At 63.5% G+C, this 14,680-nt stretch carries 14 protein-coding genes; 7 read left to right on the forward strand and 7 right to left on the reverse strand.

The genetic code is table 11. The annotated features are described in order from the left end of the window. Window positions 1-92: 92 nt before the first annotated feature. From ACODSO_RS27055 to ACODSO_RS27075, 5 genes are all read right to left on the reverse strand, one after another. Entirely contained in the window at window positions 93-245 is a 153-nt protein-coding gene (locus ACODSO_RS27055; protein WP_489039766.1) for a hypothetical protein, read from the reverse strand. A 138-nt stretch (window positions 246-383) separates the two neighbouring features. After that, window positions 384-554, reverse strand: coding sequence for a CsbD family protein (locus ACODSO_RS27060; RefSeq protein WP_068374555.1), 171 nt, complete (start codon window positions 552-554; stop codon window positions 384-386). Between the two features lie 167 nt (window positions 555-721). Next, on the reverse strand, window positions 722-1,897 hold the full coding sequence (locus tag ACODSO_RS27065; RefSeq protein ID WP_489039768.1) for a 4-hydroxybenzoate 3-monooxygenase: 1,176 nt from the start codon (window positions 1,895-1,897) through the stop codon (window positions 722-724). Between the two features lie 50 nt (window positions 1,898-1,947). Continuing rightward, on the reverse strand, window positions 1,948-2,697 hold the full coding sequence (locus ACODSO_RS27070; RefSeq protein ID WP_489039770.1) for an IclR family transcriptional regulator: 750 nt from the start codon (window positions 2,695-2,697) through the stop codon (window positions 1,948-1,950). Window positions 2,698-2,709: 12 nt separating this feature from the next. Then, window positions 2,710-4,266, reverse strand: a complete 1,557-nt coding sequence (locus tag ACODSO_RS27075) for a Mur ligase family protein (RefSeq protein WP_489039772.1) — start codon at window positions 4,264-4,266, stop codon at window positions 2,710-2,712. An 84-nt stretch (window positions 4,267-4,350) separates the two neighbouring features. Between ACODSO_RS27075 and ACODSO_RS27080 the strand changes: the two genes are divergently transcribed. From ACODSO_RS27080 to ACODSO_RS27090, 3 genes are all read left to right on the forward strand, one after another. Then, a complete protein-coding gene (locus tag ACODSO_RS27080; RefSeq protein WP_489039774.1) occupies window positions 4,351-5,688 on the forward strand; it encodes an APC family permease in 1,338 nt (445 codons plus the stop codon). A 159-nt stretch (window positions 5,689-5,847) separates the two neighbouring features. After that, on the forward strand, window positions 5,848-6,297 hold the full coding sequence (locus ACODSO_RS27085) for a hypothetical protein (protein ID WP_489039776.1): 450 nt from the start codon (window positions 5,848-5,850) through the stop codon (window positions 6,295-6,297). A 62-nt stretch (window positions 6,298-6,359) separates the two neighbouring features. Next, window positions 6,360-7,382, forward strand: coding sequence for a YdcF family protein (locus ACODSO_RS27090; RefSeq protein WP_489039778.1), 1,023 nt, complete (start codon window positions 6,360-6,362; stop codon window positions 7,380-7,382). A gap of 7 nt (window positions 7,383-7,389) precedes the next feature. Here ACODSO_RS27090 and dacB read toward each other — a convergent pair whose 3' ends face one another. Both dacB and ACODSO_RS27100 read right to left on the reverse strand, forming a co-directional pair. Continuing rightward, window positions 7,390-8,979 carry a D-alanyl-D-alanine carboxypeptidase/D-alanyl-D-alanine endopeptidase gene (dacB, locus tag ACODSO_RS27095; protein ID WP_489039780.1) on the reverse strand — a complete coding sequence of 530 codons (1,590 nt, stop codon included), beginning with the start codon at window positions 8,977-8,979 and terminating at the stop codon, window positions 7,390-7,392. Next, a complete protein-coding gene (locus tag ACODSO_RS27100) occupies window positions 8,979-10,589 on the reverse strand; it encodes a D-alanyl-D-alanine carboxypeptidase/D-alanyl-D-alanine-endopeptidase (RefSeq protein ID WP_489039782.1) in 1,611 nt (536 codons plus the stop codon). The genes dacB and ACODSO_RS27100 overlap by 1 nt, the downstream gene beginning before the upstream one ends. Window positions 10,590-10,805: 216 nt before the next feature. On the opposite strand from ACODSO_RS27100, the gene ACODSO_RS27105 reads away from it, so the two are divergent. From ACODSO_RS27105 to ACODSO_RS27120, 4 genes are all read left to right on the forward strand, one after another. After that, window positions 10,806-12,155 (forward strand): serine hydrolase domain-containing protein, encoded by a 1,350-nt coding sequence (locus ACODSO_RS27105; protein ID WP_489039783.1) that lies wholly within the window; start codon window positions 10,806-10,808, stop codon window positions 12,153-12,155. Window positions 12,156-12,263: 108 nt separating this feature from the next. Then, window positions 12,264-12,992 carry a PadR family transcriptional regulator gene (locus ACODSO_RS27110; protein ID WP_489039784.1) on the forward strand — a complete coding sequence of 243 codons (729 nt, stop codon included), beginning with the start codon at window positions 12,264-12,266 and terminating at the stop codon, window positions 12,990-12,992. Between the two features lie 44 nt (window positions 12,993-13,036). Beyond that, the gene (locus ACODSO_RS27115) at window positions 13,037-13,795 is read left to right on the forward strand and encodes a GAF and ANTAR domain-containing protein (RefSeq protein WP_489039785.1); all 759 of its coding nucleotides are present in this window, start codon (window positions 13,037-13,039) and stop codon (window positions 13,793-13,795) included. Then, a complete protein-coding gene (locus tag ACODSO_RS27120; RefSeq protein WP_489039786.1) occupies window positions 13,795-14,553 on the forward strand; it encodes a GAF and ANTAR domain-containing protein in 759 nt (252 codons plus the stop codon). The genes ACODSO_RS27115 and ACODSO_RS27120 overlap by 1 nt, the downstream gene beginning before the upstream one ends. The last annotated feature ends 127 nt before the right edge of the window (window positions 14,554-14,680 follow it).

A 14,680-nucleotide genomic window follows, 5' to 3' on the forward strand; every position in this document is an offset into this window, starting at 1 on the left:
GCACCTTCCAGCCAACGCGCACGTTGCACCCTGCGCGGCCGCTGAAACGTGCGCGTTCAGATGCCCGGGGGGGGCGAATCGCAGCGCCGCACTCACTCCTGAACTTGTTCGTCTTCCTCCGGCTCGAACGACGATTGGCCTGTATGCCCGACAGCGACGCCGTCGTCGGTATTCGGAATCGTCCCGTCTTCGCCCAACTTGGCGTTCTCGTCTGAATCTGTGTTGCCGGATGCCGGGGTACCCATGGTGAAGCTCCTGTCGTTGCCGTGTCGGACTGCTTATCCGGTCGACCGGCAATGCAAACCCGCGAAACGCCGCACGAACCGGTGGGCGTCGGGCGTCGTCGACCACGCAGGAGACGCCCGACCGCCACAACCGGTGACTTACTTGAAGGTGTCCTTGATGTTCTCGCCGACCTTCTTGATGCCGGCCGAACCCTGATCCTTCTTGCCCTCGGCTTCGAGATCCTTGTTGTCGGTGACGTCGCCGACAACCTCTTTCGCCTTGCCGATTGCGTCTTCAGCAGCGTTCTTGGCCTTGTCGATGAAGCTCATGATCGATCCTCTCGTCAGGGCGTCGGCAACGGTCGTTGCCGATATCACGCCCACGTTGTGCAGACAGTTAGTCGAGTCGGACGCGCCTGAACGCACGTTCTCCGAGGGGAGATCTGCATCACAACGGCTACCAGAACATCCAACGACCAGGAGGTAGCGGCTCAGAATCAGAAACCGATGGGTAGGCCCGCATAGTTTTCGGCGAGTCCGGTTGCTCCCGCCTCGCTGCGCGCGAGCCATCGCAACTGCGAGAGCTGCAGCTGCGCATCGAACGGATCCTCGCCGATGTGCAACATCGTCGTCATCCACCACGAAAAGTGCGTGCACCGCCAGACACGGCGAAGAGCGTCGTCACTATACGAGTTCGCCAGTGTGTCATCGTTCTTTCGAAGCAATGCCGCCAACGCAGGCGCCAGCAGGGCGACGTCGGCGACCGCTAGATTGAGGCCCTTCGCTCCGGTCGGCGGCACGATGTGCGCAGCATCCCCGGCGAGGAACAGCCTGCCGTGTCGCATCGGCGTCTGCACATAGCTACGCATCGGCAGGACGCTCTTCTCGGTGATCGGACCCGGCGTCAGCTCCCATCCGTCCTGTCCGTGACCGAGCCTCGTGGACAACGCATCCCAGATCCGGTCATCGGACCAGGTTCTCACGTCGCTCCCGTTCGGCACCTGCAGATACAACCTGCTGACCGTCGACGACCGCATGGAGTGCATCGCGAATCCATCCTGGTGCCAGGCGTAGATGAGTTCGTCGGTCGACGGCGCGACATCGGCGAGCACACCGAGCCACGAGTACGGGTAGGTACGCTCCCAAACCTGACGGACGCTGTCCGGCATCGCCGCTCTGCTCGGTCCGAACGAGCCGTCGCACCCGGCGACGACCGACGCGTCGAGGCGGACCTGCTTCCCCGACGAATCGGTGAACGTGACGAAGGGCGAGTCACTTTCGACGTCGTGCAGCGCCGTATCGGTCACCTCGTAGTGGATCTGCTGGCCGGCCGCTTCTCGTGCCGCAACAAGGTCCTTGGTCACCTCGGTCTGGCCGTAGACCCACACGCTGCGCCCGACGAGGTCCATGAAGTCGATGTGGTGACGCTCCTCCGGCCACTGCAGGTAGACGCCCCGATGCTGCTGACCTTCGGCGTGCAGCCGTGTGCCGAGACCGATGTCGTCGAGAAGCTGGACGGTCGAGTGTTCGAGAATGCCCGCACGGATACGTGACAGCACGTACTCCTGCGATCTGGTCTCGATCAGAACCGACTCCACTCCCTGCTCGGCGAGCAGGTGGGAGAGGAGCAAGCCGGCCGGACCGGCGCCGATGATGGCAACTTCAGTTCGCATGCCCGTCAGTACACACTGTGTCTGCGGGCACACAAAGGCAATACTTCCACTCAGTGAAAACTGCGGCGAATGCCGTTCGCCGCGACCTGCAACGCCGCGACCAGTGTGGCGCGGTCACGGCCAAGGTTCGGCACTACGATTCCGAGCGCCGCGACCACCTCGTCGTCGCGCCGACGAATCGGAACCGCCACCGAACACGCACCGAGGGTCATCTCCTCGACCGTCTTGGCATACCCGTCACGGTGCACACGACGGAGCTCGCTCGCCAGCGTGCCTGCGTGCACGACCGTGTACGGGGTGAGACGGGTCAACGAACCGAGCACGCGTTCCCGCACATCTGCGGGCGCGAACGCCAACAGCACTTTGCCCACCCCAGTCGCATGCAGCGGAAGGCGTGCACCGATGCGACTCACTGCGGGCACCGAGGTGTGTCCCGCGAGCCGGTCGAGGTACAGCACCTGGTCCCCGTCACGGATTGCGAGGTGAACCGTCGCGAGGGTCGCTCCGTAGATGTCGTGCAGAAACGGTGACGCTACTTCTCTCAGATCGGACTGATCCGGCGCGAGCATGCCCAGCTTCCACAACCGCCGCCCGATGACGTACTCACCCGAGTCGGTACGGACAAGAGCGCCCCACTCCACGAGTTCGGCCACCAACCGGTGCGCGGTCGCCAGCGCCAGGCCGGACCCGTTCGCGATGTCCGACAGGGCAAGAGACGGGCGCGTCTCGTCGAAGACAGCAAGGATGGCGAGCAACCGCGACGACACCGATTGCCCCGGGTTCCTCGTGTTTCCCGCCACGGCACAACTTCATCACATCGACGACGCGGATCCCGCACTTTCCCGACGCTGGCGGCGGTGCACCATGTCGTCGAGTACTGCCCGCCGGAGTTCGACGCGATCGTCGAACGGAACGACGACGTCGCCGAAGGTCTGGAATCCATCGCATCCACGCCCGACCGCGACGACCACGTCGCGATCGTCGGCCTGCGAAACCGCCAGCGCGAACGCTTTCCGGCGGTCGGATTCCACAACGACGGTAGCGTGCTTCGCCGACACCGCGCCGGCGGCGACGGCGTCACGTATGACGGCGGAGTCTTCGGAGAATGGGCTTTCGTCGCTGACGATGACGATGTCCGCTGCGGCGCCTGCGACCGCGCCGAGCGGGAAGCGCTTGCCCGGGTCGCGATCACCCGTCGCGCCCAGGACGATGATGATCTTGCCGGGAGTCAACGTGCGCAGATACGGCAACAGACACCGTTGCCCCGACGTGTTGTGCATGTAGTCGACTATCGCCAGAAAACTCTGTCCCTCGTCGATTCGCTCCAATCGGCCTGGGACGGTTCGCACCTTGTCGATTCCTCGCGCTGCAGCAGCGAGATCCACCGCGTTGGCGGCACAGAGGGCGAGCGCGGCCACTGCGTTGTGCACTTGATGGGGACCCAGCAACGGGAGGTGAATGTCGAACGTGCCGTGCGGTGTTCGTGCCTCGAATGCGGTACCTGTTGCCGTGCACACGATGGAGTCGCCGAAGATGTCGGCGTTGGAATCGTGGGTCGAGAACGTCCAGCACGGCACCTCGACGGATGCAGCCAGTCGGCGGCCGTAGTGGTCGTCGATACCGATCGCTGCAGCCCGCGTTCGGTCCGTCTCGAAAAGCGCGGATTTGGCCGCGAAGTAGTCCTCCATCGAACCGTGAAAATCGAGATGGTCGGGCCCGAGGTTCGTGAAGCCCATTGCTGCGAATTCGGTACCGTCGACCCTTCTCTGAGCGGCGGCGTGGGAGGACACCTCCATCGCGACTACGGTGGCGCCCTCGTCCCGAAATCGTGCCAACGATCGTTGCAGCGTGGCTGCTTCAGGGGTGGTGCGGGTCGAGACTGCCGTACTGCGTGGTCCGTCGGTCGAGATGCCCGTGATCGTTCCCACGCACTCGCCCGCCCCCGCAAGCGCAGCGCCGAGGAGATAAGCCGTACTCGTCTTGCCGTTCGTTCCGGTGATGCCGTACACACCCATCGTCGACGACGGGTACCCGTGCAGATGCGCGCTCAGCGGGCCCGCTGCACGTCGCGGATCCGGCACCACGATGGTCGGCAGGACAGAGCCGGGTCGGTCGGAAAGGACGGCCACTGCACCGCGCGCGCGGGCCTGATCTTCGAAGTCGAGTCCATGAACACGACGCCCAGGAAACGCCAGATACAGGTCGCCAGGTTCGACCGCCCGCGAGTCGTCATGGACGCCGGCGACGGCGATGCGACCCAACTCCTGCGGGATCGACATGCCCAGCACAGCCGCCAGCTCGTCCAAGGTCACACCCGACCGAGTCGTGGAAGCACTGCCTCCGGCCAGTCGAGCTGTGCTGCGGGTCATCGCACTTCCTACCCGGTTCGGACAACGCGGAAACCAGGCATTTCGCCGACGCTTGGCCAAGGCTCGAACGGGTACACGCCGTCGATGACTGCACCACAGATCGACAGAACGTCGCCGACGCCGCTGAAACGAGCCATCACAGGAAAACTACTCTTCGTCTTCATTCTCGGCGACGTTCTCGGTGCAGGCATCTACGCCTTGGTCGGCGAAATCGCGGGCGAAGTCGGTGGTGCCGTGTGGGTTCCCCTCGCAGTCGCCCTCGCGATGGCAATGCTGACTGCCGCGTCGTATGCCGAGTTGGTCACGAAATACCCGCGGGCAGGCGGTGCTGCAGTGTTCGCCGCCCGCGCGTACAGATCGTCGCTCGTGTCGTTCCTTGTCGGCTTCTGCATGCTCGCCGCCGGCGTCACCAGCGCAGCGGGGCTTGCGCTGGCTTTCGCGGGCGACTATCTGGGCGTGTTCATCGAGGTCCCGGCGATAACGGCAGCGATCGTGTTCCTCGTCGTGGTTGCCGCACTCAATGCCCGCGGTATCACCGAATCGCTTCGCGCGAACGTCGTGATGACCGTGATCGAAGTATCCGGGTTGGTCATCATCGTGATTCTCGCGGCGATGGTCCTCGGTCGCGGAGACGGCGCACCCGAGCGGGTGATCGAGTTTCAGCAGGACACGACTCCGGCACTCGCAGTACTCAGCGCCGCATTGTTGGCCTTCTACTCGTTCGTCGGCTTCGAGACGTCCGCCAATATCGCCGAGGAGGTCGAGGACGTTCGGCGCGTCTACCCGCGTGCGCTGTTCACTGCGTTGCTGACAGCAGGACTCGTGTACGTATTGGTCGGCGTGGCGGTCTCGATAGTCGTACCGCCAGAACAGCTGTCCGCGTCGTCGGGTCCTCTGCTCGAGGTGGTTCGTGTCGCCGACGTCGGCATACCGCCGACGTTGTTCAGCGCCATAGCGTTGATAGCCGTCGCGAACGGTGCGTTGCTGACGATGATCATGGCGTCGCGGTTGACGTACGGCATGGCGAGGGAGGGGCTGCTTCCGCCCGCGCTGGCCAAGGTGTTGCCCGGTCGCCAGTCGCCGTGGGCCGCGATCGTCGCGACCACCGCCGTCGCGGTGATCCTGTGTGCCACCGGAAGTGTCGCGGCGTTGGCCGAGACTGTTGTGTTGTTGCTGCTCTTCGTCTTCGTCAGCACCAACGTGGCCGTGCTGGTCCTGCGACGGGACGAGGTCGCACACGACCACTTCCGTGCGCCGGCGGTGCTGCCCATCCTGGCCCTCGTCACGTGCGGGATATTGCTCACCCAGCAGAGTGCTGATACCTGGATCCGGACCGGCATCCTGTTGATCGTCGGACTGCTGCTGTACGGGTTGACCCGCATCGTGTCCGCCCGACGACTCGCGTCCTCACAGGTGAATTGATCCTCGGCGCAGCATGTCCGAGCGCGTGCATGCTTCAACCTCCAGCTACACCGCGCCGTGTAACGCGAAGCGTGGCGTCCGGTATGTACCTTCCTGCGGGGGCGGACGGCCATGCACCCGCTGGCTGACCGAGATCCACCGCCATCAGGGGGTAACCACGTGAAATTGTTTACGCGCTCGAAGCTCGCGACGCTGACAGCACTGACGACGTCGGTACTGGCAGCTGGAGCGATAGCGGCGCCCACTGCCTCCGCGGCACCCGTTCAGGTCGCTCGGTTGACCCCGCTCATCGGTCTCGGTGGCGGCGACAACCTCAGTGTTGGTTCCGCAGAACTGCCGATCGGCGTCGTCAACGAAACCAACACTGTTCTTGTCGATCAGGAGCAGCCCGGTGTCTCGTTCTTCGACGCGAGCAGTTGGTGCCCGTGCCAACTCGAGTGGAAGAACGAGGACACCGGAGCGACGGGCATTTCCATGGTCGGTAGCGGCGCTCTCTTCCCCAAGGCGCCCACACGAGTCGTGACGGGATCAGGCCGGATCACCACGACCTCCTCCGTTCCGTACGGCATCACGTTCCTCCCCGCAGTCGGCAGCTGGCAGGTTCCCTGACCGATCGGGGCAATGTGTGCCGCTCACAGGGAGTCTGCAGGTGACTTCGGTAGATTCGAACGATGCTCTTCCTGGCGTTCGCCGCTGCTCTGACGGTCGCGTCGGTCGTCAGTTTCAGACGTGAGCCTCGACGGTTGTTCATCGGCCTGCTGGTGGTCACTGCGCTCATCGCATGGATGCTGGGCGCGCTGAGCCTGCTGGACCAATTGAACGTCGGCGTGGAGGCTGTACTCGTCGTCGCCCTCACCACCTTCATGTTCCTGGCCTTCGTTGCGCTCATCGGCGCGGCGGCGATCAATGGGGTGGTGGTCATCCGGCGCGAAGGACTACGGATGGCGACGGTACTTCCTCTCGCCCTCGCGGTGGTCACGGTGCTGGGTGTGGTGCTGCTGGTCGTGGTCTTCGCGGTGCTCGAGACGCACACCCTGCCGCTGCTGTTTCTCGCGTGCATGTGGACCGCGGTGTTGTTCGTGGTGGGTCTCGGTTTTCAGCTCGCGGCATTCACTACCCACGCGGTCATCTACGGGCATTTCGAACCGCCGACGGGCGCAGCCGCCGTCGTGGCATTGGGGTGTGGATTGGGTGCCGGCGGCGCCATCACACCGCTGCTGGCGAGCCGTCTGGATCGGGCGCTCGAGGTGTACAACGCCGAAGCGAAGGCCGGAAACCAGCCCGCGTTGGTCGTTTCGGGCGGCCAGGGAACCGACGAATCGGTGGCTGAAGCTACTGCGATGAAGAGATACCTGAGCGCCCAAGGCATTGCCGAGGACTTGATTCTGGCAGAAACGTCGTCGCGAACAACGCTCGAAAACCTCGTGCTGAGCAAGCAACTACTGGACTCATCGGGTGTGGAATCCGAACCGATGATCGTCGTCACGAGCAACTTTCACGTCCTCCGCACCGCTGCATTCACCCGTGATCTCGGATTGGACGCCCACGTGACAGGAGCACGCACTGCGCGCTTCTACACACCGACTGCCTTCCTGCGGGAGTTCGTGGCGATCCTGAGTCGCCGTTGGAAGGCCAACGCCGGTGTGCTCCTCGGCATCTTTCTCGTCGTGCTGCTGTTGCAGCACATCGACTAGATGCCACTCAGTAGCTCTGCTGAATGATGGCCGCGACCTTTCCGACATCCTCGTTCGCGTCGAAGACACCCTCGATCTCGGAGAAGAATCCTTGATTGACGATGATGGTGAATGCCAACCGTCGACCGGATTCAGCGTCGATATAGCCGCCTAACGCCTTGGTGTTGAGCCGAATCCGATTGTTGAACGTGTCGCCGTCCACCAGCGATCCGGTTTTCGCTACGACTTTGCCCGCAGCGGGGCTGTCCGGCTGTACCTGCGCCAGCGAACCGTCGACTCCCAGAATCGGCAACGTTGCTTTCCACCGATCCGCATCGGGACGGTTCGCCATGATCGTCTGAAGTTCGGTCTGATTGTTCGGCGTGACGTAGTTGCCTTCCAAGCCGGAACCGTCGATCATCGCCACCGAGGTGGTATCCAAACCTGCTGCGCTCCATAGTTCCTGAGCTTCGACGAGCCCCGCGTCGCACTCGCTTCCTTCGGGAGCGTCTGCGTCGTAGCCTCCACCTTCGACTGCCAGCATGCAGATCATCGTCTGGGCACCTCGGTTGTAGCTGACCTTCAACACGTAGGTCGCGTCCTGATCGAACGGAAGCGACGTCAACTCCGCGACGGACGGGAGGGCCGTGACGGCATCGATGTCTGCCAGCGACGCCGTCGAATTGGGTGCCACCGGATCACCTCCCACTGCTACACCGGCCCGACCGAGCGCTTCGATGAATGCCGTGCGAGCAAACGTCGACGGGTCCTCCAGCACATGAACTTTCAGCGCAGGCTGACTGTCGGCCGCGATGGTACCCGACAGCAACAGGGTTCCCTCGACAGGCGAACTTACCGAGATTTCGGTGTCTCCTCCCGGTGCAACCGTCTCGACCTCACTGGTGACCCGCCACGGCGCCACTGCAGGGCTCATGACAACTGTCGCCGTCTCGCCCACGTCTGCAGGCGTCGTCGTCAGGTCGATGATGTTCTGGTTGATGACGATCGGCGTGATCGGTTCACCGGCGAGCGAGGACTGAAAGAGGCGATCGTCGACGACGACCTGGCCGCTGACCCTATCGACGCCCGACTGCTTCACCTGTACCGCTAGCTCGTTCAGTCCGGTCAACGGATCCTCCGGCGTCAGCGTGGCTCCCGGGAGCGGATTGGCGTCGTTGTGGTCGAGGTTCGCAAAGTCCACGGTGCCATCGGCTTCGGTCCTACCGCCCATCGTGATGTCACCCTGGCCGACGAGAATCACATCGCCCAGTAGAGTGCCATCTACGATCTCCCCTGTGCGTTTGACCGGTGTGACGATCGTGTGGTCAGGCCCCCACTCCAACCACGCGGCTCCCATGCTGTAGGACTTCATCGCCGAACCCGGCTCGGCCATCCGGTCGGCGTCGAGGTCGATCAAGATCTCGCCGGTGTCGATGTCCTGCACCGAGATCAACCACTGTGCGTTCGAGTAGGCGGGTTGATTCATCACCTCGAGCGCAGAGTCGTCGAGACCGGGGATTTCGGAATCGGCACTCGAATCGCCGGACGAGCACGCACCGACAGCAAGGATCAGAACGGCTGCCACAGCGCCGATTCGAGTGAAACCTCTGACCACCACTACTTCTCCTGGGCTTGCTGGAATGCGGCCGCCACCATGCCGACGTCGTCGCCCACCTGGAAGACTCCGCGTGGAAGGTCCGGGAACACGGCGTTGCTCGTCGCGACCACGAAGAGCAACCGTCGATTGTCGCCCACGTCGAGATACCCCGACAGGCCCTGAGTCGTCACGATCAAGCGCCCTGTCCCGGGTTCCACGTCAGCTGAGGTCGACGTCTTCCCGACGACTTTCCCCTTCGCCGGAGAGTCGACGCCTACACCGGACAGCGAGCCACGCTCACCCAGGATCGGCTGGCCGGCCCAGAACGTGTCCGCCCAGGGCTGTTGATTCACCCACTCGAACCAGGTAGCTACCGCTGTCGGAGTCGCAGACGACGGGTCACCGCCCTGGCCGTCCATGATCACGAAGTCCGACGCCGGTATTCCCGCCTCGGCAGCCAGATCACGGACTGCTGGAAGACCATCGGCGCACTGATCCGACCCCGTCGACGCTGCGAGCAAGCAGACGAACGTGTTCGCGCCGGTGTTGTAGCTGGTTGCGAGGATCATTCCACCGGACTCACCCAGTGGAGCCGATTCCAGTTCCGCCAGCCGCAGGGTGTCTTGATACGAGTCCTTCGGTGGAAGCGCGGCCGCGTCGTTGATCTTCGAAGTCGAGTTCACCTCGACACCTGCACGCTGCAGGGCTTCTATGAAGAGTTGCCGAGCCCAGCCGGCTGCGTCGGTGATGCGGAAAACAGTCAACGACGACTTCCCCGCCGGGACCGAACCGGTGACCCGAATGATCGTCGGGTTCGTATCGTCTGCGGCGACCACCATCGTGGAGTCACTGTCGGCGGCGCCGGTGGTCACCTGCGAGTCGATCGTGAAAAGACCGTTCCCCGGCAGCATCCGAACGGTGGCCGGCTGACCCGGCTCTCCTGGCTCGGCCAAGATGTCGACGAGATTGTCGTTCACGAAGATCGACGGGACAAGACCTTCGACTGTCTCGTACGTTTCCCACAGACGCGGGTCGACGAGTACCTCGCCGTCGATGCGCGTCACACCCGAGGCGAGCACCTGTTCGGCCAGATTTTCGAGTCCGGCAAGCGGATCACCCGGCGCGAGAACCGCTCCCGGGATGGCGTCGGCGTAGACATGGTCGATTCCGTCGGTGGCGAAGTCGAACTTGCCCTCGGCGGCGTTGCGGCCCCCGAGCGCGAGGTCGCCGGATCCGACCAGCACCAGATCGCCGGTCAGGGTGCCGCCCGCCGGTGCGGCCGTTGCGTAGACCGGGGTCGTGATCTTCTCGTCGATACCGAGTTCGTCGAACACCGTTCCGACGGTGAAATGCTTCGTCTGCGAGGCGAGAAACATGAACGTATCGGCTTGATTGCTGTAGATGACTTCGTCGGTCTCTGGGTCGATCACCAGGTACGACCACCGTGCCGCCGAGTATGGATCCGACTCCATGATCGCCTGCGCGTCGGGAGGGATTGCCTGCCCACCCTCGGTCGGCTCGGTGGAATCCGACGAGCCGCAGCCCACGGTGAGCAGAACGCTCACAACGGTGAACGAGGCCAGAAGTGATCGCACACCGGATCTGCGTCCGGGAAATCTCGAGGATGGCATGGGCACCGACTCTCTTGAAGCGTTCTCATGGGCCGTCATGCTCTTCGGACCCCACCTGCGGGCGGTGCAGTGGTAGTAATTTAACCGAGTTACTGCAATTTGCACACTGCAATACGAAATCTTGGGAGAATCGGAACGCACACGAGCACCGGCCCCAAGGCAGTCCCGAGCACGCAGCTATTCGTCGAGCCAGCCATCACGTATCAGGAGAGCGCAATGCCAACAGCACACCTGTCGACCCGGCGGTGTATTGCCCGCCGGGCCAAGACCACCGGGGCCGCCGCCATCATCCTCACGGCCGCGCTCGTCGCCGCGTCGTGTTCGTCCGACCCGGACAGCACCTCGACATCGACGTCGGAAGCAACGAGCTCGGAAGCGTCGACTTCGGAGGCATCCAGTGCGCTCGTACCTCTCGACACGGCCGCGATGGACACCGTCGTCGACGAACTCGCCACCCAGTTCCGCGAGGTCGGCATGATGGTGCTCGTCAAGACACCGGAAGGCGACTACACGAAGTCGTGGGGAACACTCGGACTCGACTCGACAGAAGCCCCCACGGCCGACACGAAAGTACGTATCGGTTCCAACACCAAGACCTGGACCGGCACAGTCATCCTGCAGATGGTCCAGGAGGGCAAGATCTCGGTCGAGGATCCAGTGAGCAAGTATCGGCCCGACGTGCCCAACGGCGAGAACATCACGATCGCCCAACTGCTCGACATGCGAAGCGGACTGTACAACTACACCCAGACCCTCGAGCTCAACGAAGCCCTGGACAACGATCCACAGAGGGTATGGGAGCCAGAACAATTGCTGGCCCTGGCCTTCGCCAATCCGCCGGTGGCGGAACCCGGCGCCGAATACAACTACTCCAACACCAACACCGTTCTCCTCGGACTGATCGCTGAGCAGCTCGACGGCAAACCGATCGCTCAGATCTACCAGGATCGACTGTTCAGCACACTGAACATGACGAGCACGTCCTTCCCCGCCAACATCGACACGTCGATTCCCGACACCTACGCCAACGGCTACTCCTACAGCGGCAACGTCGAGACCTTGGGCGAAGGCAAGGAATCGCTCTCGCCCGAGCGCCTGGCGGCCATCGAGGCAGGAACGGTCCAACCGCGGATCACGACCAACGACAATCCGTCGTGGACATGGTCGGCGGGCCAGGGCATCTCGACGGCCAACGACCTTGTCACCTGGGTCGAAGCTCTGGGCAACGGAGATCTTCTCGACGAAGAAACCCAGGCACTGCGGATGGACAGCGTGCAGCCGTCGGACCCGAGCGACCCATCCGGCAGCAGCTATGGGTACGGCATCGCACAGATGGGACCGATGTACGGGCACATCGGCGAGATGCCCGGATACAACTCGTTCATGGGCTACGACCCGGTCAACGACGTCACCATCGTGGTCTGGGGCACTCTGGCACCGACCCCCGAAGGCGCCCCACCTGCCGCTGCGGTAGCCAAATCGCTTGTGCCGCTTGTCTACGCGAGCGCGACCGAGGACACCGGTGAACACATCGACGATGCCGCCGAGGACACCAGCGGCGGATAAGACCATGGCAGCCACGATGAGGTGCCACCCTAGGGCCTCATCGTGGCTGGCTAGGCTTGGGCAGACTTCGACGCACGGAGTCGGGTCCACACGGGGAGGAGAGGGCAATTGGTTCAAGGCGATCTCAACACCACGTCGTTCCTGGTGCTCGGGCTCTTGGCGTCCCGGGACTGGTCTGCCTACGAGATCGCAGAGCAAGTCGGCCGAGGGGTTGCCGAGGTGTGGCCGCGGGCGGACCGTCAGCGTTACAACGCGCCGAAGCGCCTTCTCGAGCGCGGACTGGTCACTGCCCGAACCGAGAATACCGGTGAGCGTCGCCGCAGAACCGTGTACTCGATCACGGAGTCGGGACGCGACGCGCTCAGCGAGTGGCTCAGCACCCAGTCCCGCCCACCAGCACTCGAATTCGAGGGCCTCATTCGGGTCATGTTCGCCGAACAGGGGTCTATCGAGGACTTTCGGGCCAACCTCCGGAATTTGCGAGAACAGGCCAGCCGGACACAGCAGCTCTTCGTCTCCCACGCCGGACGGCTCCACGCTCCGGACGGCGGAACCTTTCCGGAGCGGTTGCACCTGATGACGCTCGCCAACAAGTTCATGATCGGCCACTTCGACAACATGATCGAGTGGGTAGACTGGGCGCTCGACGAGACCGACTGTTGGCCCGACACCGTAAGTCCTGCAACGACCCACGCCGCGCGCAGCCGCGAAATTCTTGCTGCCACAATGAAGTTGGCGCGCCCCGCCGGCTCGGAACCTGAATCCCTGGAGGGTCTTCGAACACCGGACGAACCCATCCAGGCCGCATCGAGTCCTTCGGGCAGCCAGGAGGGCTAGGGTGACCCTATGGGAGCGATCGACAGTATCGCAGCGGCGCAACGATGACCGCGCAATCGCGGCTGCGCGAGGACCTGGCGTCGGCCATGGCAGGCGCCGGGAAGGGCCTGTCGGCCGCTGATCGCCTGTGTGTCGCATGCGTGGAACTTCTCCCCGTCGACGGTGCTGCGATCTCGGTGGTCCACGATGGAGTGACGCGCGGAACGTTCGGATCGAGTGGTGAATTCAGCAGGCGACTGGACGACTTTCACTTCACCTTCGGCGAGGGGCCATGCTTGGACGCGGTCTCCTCGGGACTACCGATTTTGGTGCCCGACCTCGCAGATCCCGACGAACGGCGGTGGCCGGCGTTCACCCCTGCAGTTCTCGACGCCGGAGTACACGCGATCTTCGCTCTTCCGACCGCGATTGCGGCGGTACACGTCGGGGTCCTCGATCTGTTCTGCAGAGCGCCAGGACCACTGTCGGCTTCCGCATTGAACGCAGGCATGTGGGCTGCCGAACTTGCCGCACTGCCGCTGTTGGACTTGATGACGTCGGATCTCGATTGGGACGCTGCGAGCGAGGGCCAAGACGGTTGGGAGCAACTCGCTTCGCTCGAGCGCGTCGAGGTGTATCAGGCGACCGGAATCCTCATGGGCCAGCTCGACCTCGACTCCGTCGAGGCCCTTGCCCGCCTCCGCGCGCACGCGTTCCTCACCGGCCAAACTGCCAGTGAGGTCGCCTGGGACATCATCGAACGTCGGCTCGTGTTGAGTTCCGACGACAACCCCACCAGTGGGTACGACTCGGGAAGCATTTGATGAACAGCAACCGCGAACACGGCGTCACCGAGGCATTCGTACGACTGGCGAACAGCTTGGTCGGAGAGTTCGACGTCATCGAACTACTCAGCGGGTTGACCGCCGAGTGTGCGCAGCTACTCGACATTGCGTCGGCGGGCTTGCTCTTGGCCGACGAACGAGGTGTGCTGCACGTAGTCGCAGCGTCGTCGGAAGCAACGCGGCTACTGGAGGTATTTCAACTTCAGCGCGAAGAAGGGCCGTGCTTGGACTGCTTTCGCACCGGACAGCCGGTCCGTGTCGCCGACCTCGAAGAACATTCTGGAAGGTGGCCACAGTTCGTCGACGTCGCCACCTCGGCAGGGTTTGTGTCCGTCCACGCAGTCCCCATGCGACTGCGGACGAATGTGCTGGGCACTCTTGGATTGTTCGGCTCCCGCACGGGTGCACTCGACGACGACGACCTCGAACTGGCCCAGGCACTCGCCCATGTCGCCAGCATCGCGCTGATCAACGGACCCACGTCGCCGGACCCGGCAGCCATCGGTGCTCGACTGAGTTCGACACTGCGCAACCGAGCCAGTCTCGAGCAGGCCAAGGGCTTGCTCTCCTACGTCGGCGATCTCGACATGGACCAAGCGTTCACCGCCTTGCGTGGATACGCGCGCGAGCACGGTGTTGCCCTGTCCGCAGTGACCGACGGGCTCGTCCAGAGGACGTTGGATGCTCGAACCGTGCTCGCGAATGCCGCCGGCATCCGACACGAGTCCTCGGAGTGACTGCCTTCGGTGGACGCACCGCACACTGTTGACAACACGCCCTGACGGGTGTGAACTGAAAGTGCTGAGACAACAAGCCGAACCGGGATCGATGCCCTCGCCCTCTCAGGGTCACGGCATCGCCAGA

Source organism: Rhodococcus sp. FG69, assembly GCF_057808915.1.

Excerpts from the sequence above, each read along its gene's own strand:
- ACODSO_RS27120 (WP_489039786.1), top strand. The coding sequence starts at position 13,795 with ATGAACAGCAACCGCGAACACGGCGTCACCGAGGCATTCGTACGACTG.
- ACODSO_RS27080 (WP_489039774.1), top strand. The coding sequence starts at position 4,351 with ATGACTGCACCACAGATCGACAGAACGTCGCCGACGCCGCTGAAACGA.
- ACODSO_RS27100 (WP_489039782.1), bottom strand. The coding sequence starts at position 10,589 with ATGCCATCCTCGAGATTTCCCGGACGCAGATCCGGTGTGCGATCACTT.
- ACODSO_RS27090 (WP_489039778.1), top strand. The coding sequence starts at position 6,360 with ATGCTCTTCCTGGCGTTCGCCGCTGCTCTGACGGTCGCGTCGGTCGTC.
- ACODSO_RS27065 (WP_489039768.1), bottom strand. The coding sequence starts at position 1,897 with ATGCGAACTGAAGTTGCCATCATCGGCGCCGGTCCGGCCGGCTTGCTC.
- ACODSO_RS27105 (WP_489039783.1), top strand. The coding sequence starts at position 10,806 with ATGCCAACAGCACACCTGTCGACCCGGCGGTGTATTGCCCGCCGGGCC.
- ACODSO_RS27075 (WP_489039772.1), bottom strand. The coding sequence starts at position 4,266 with ATGACCCGCAGCACAGCTCGACTGGCCGGAGGCAGTGCTTCCACGACT.
- ACODSO_RS27060 (WP_068374555.1), bottom strand. The coding sequence starts at position 554 with ATGAGCTTCATCGACAAGGCCAAGAACGCTGCTGAAGACGCAATCGGC.
- ACODSO_RS27055 (WP_489039766.1), bottom strand. The coding sequence starts at position 245 with ATGGGTACCCCGGCATCCGGCAACACAGATTCAGACGAGAACGCCAAG.
- ACODSO_RS27115 (WP_489039785.1), top strand. The coding sequence starts at position 13,037 with ATGACCGCGCAATCGCGGCTGCGCGAGGACCTGGCGTCGGCCATGGCA.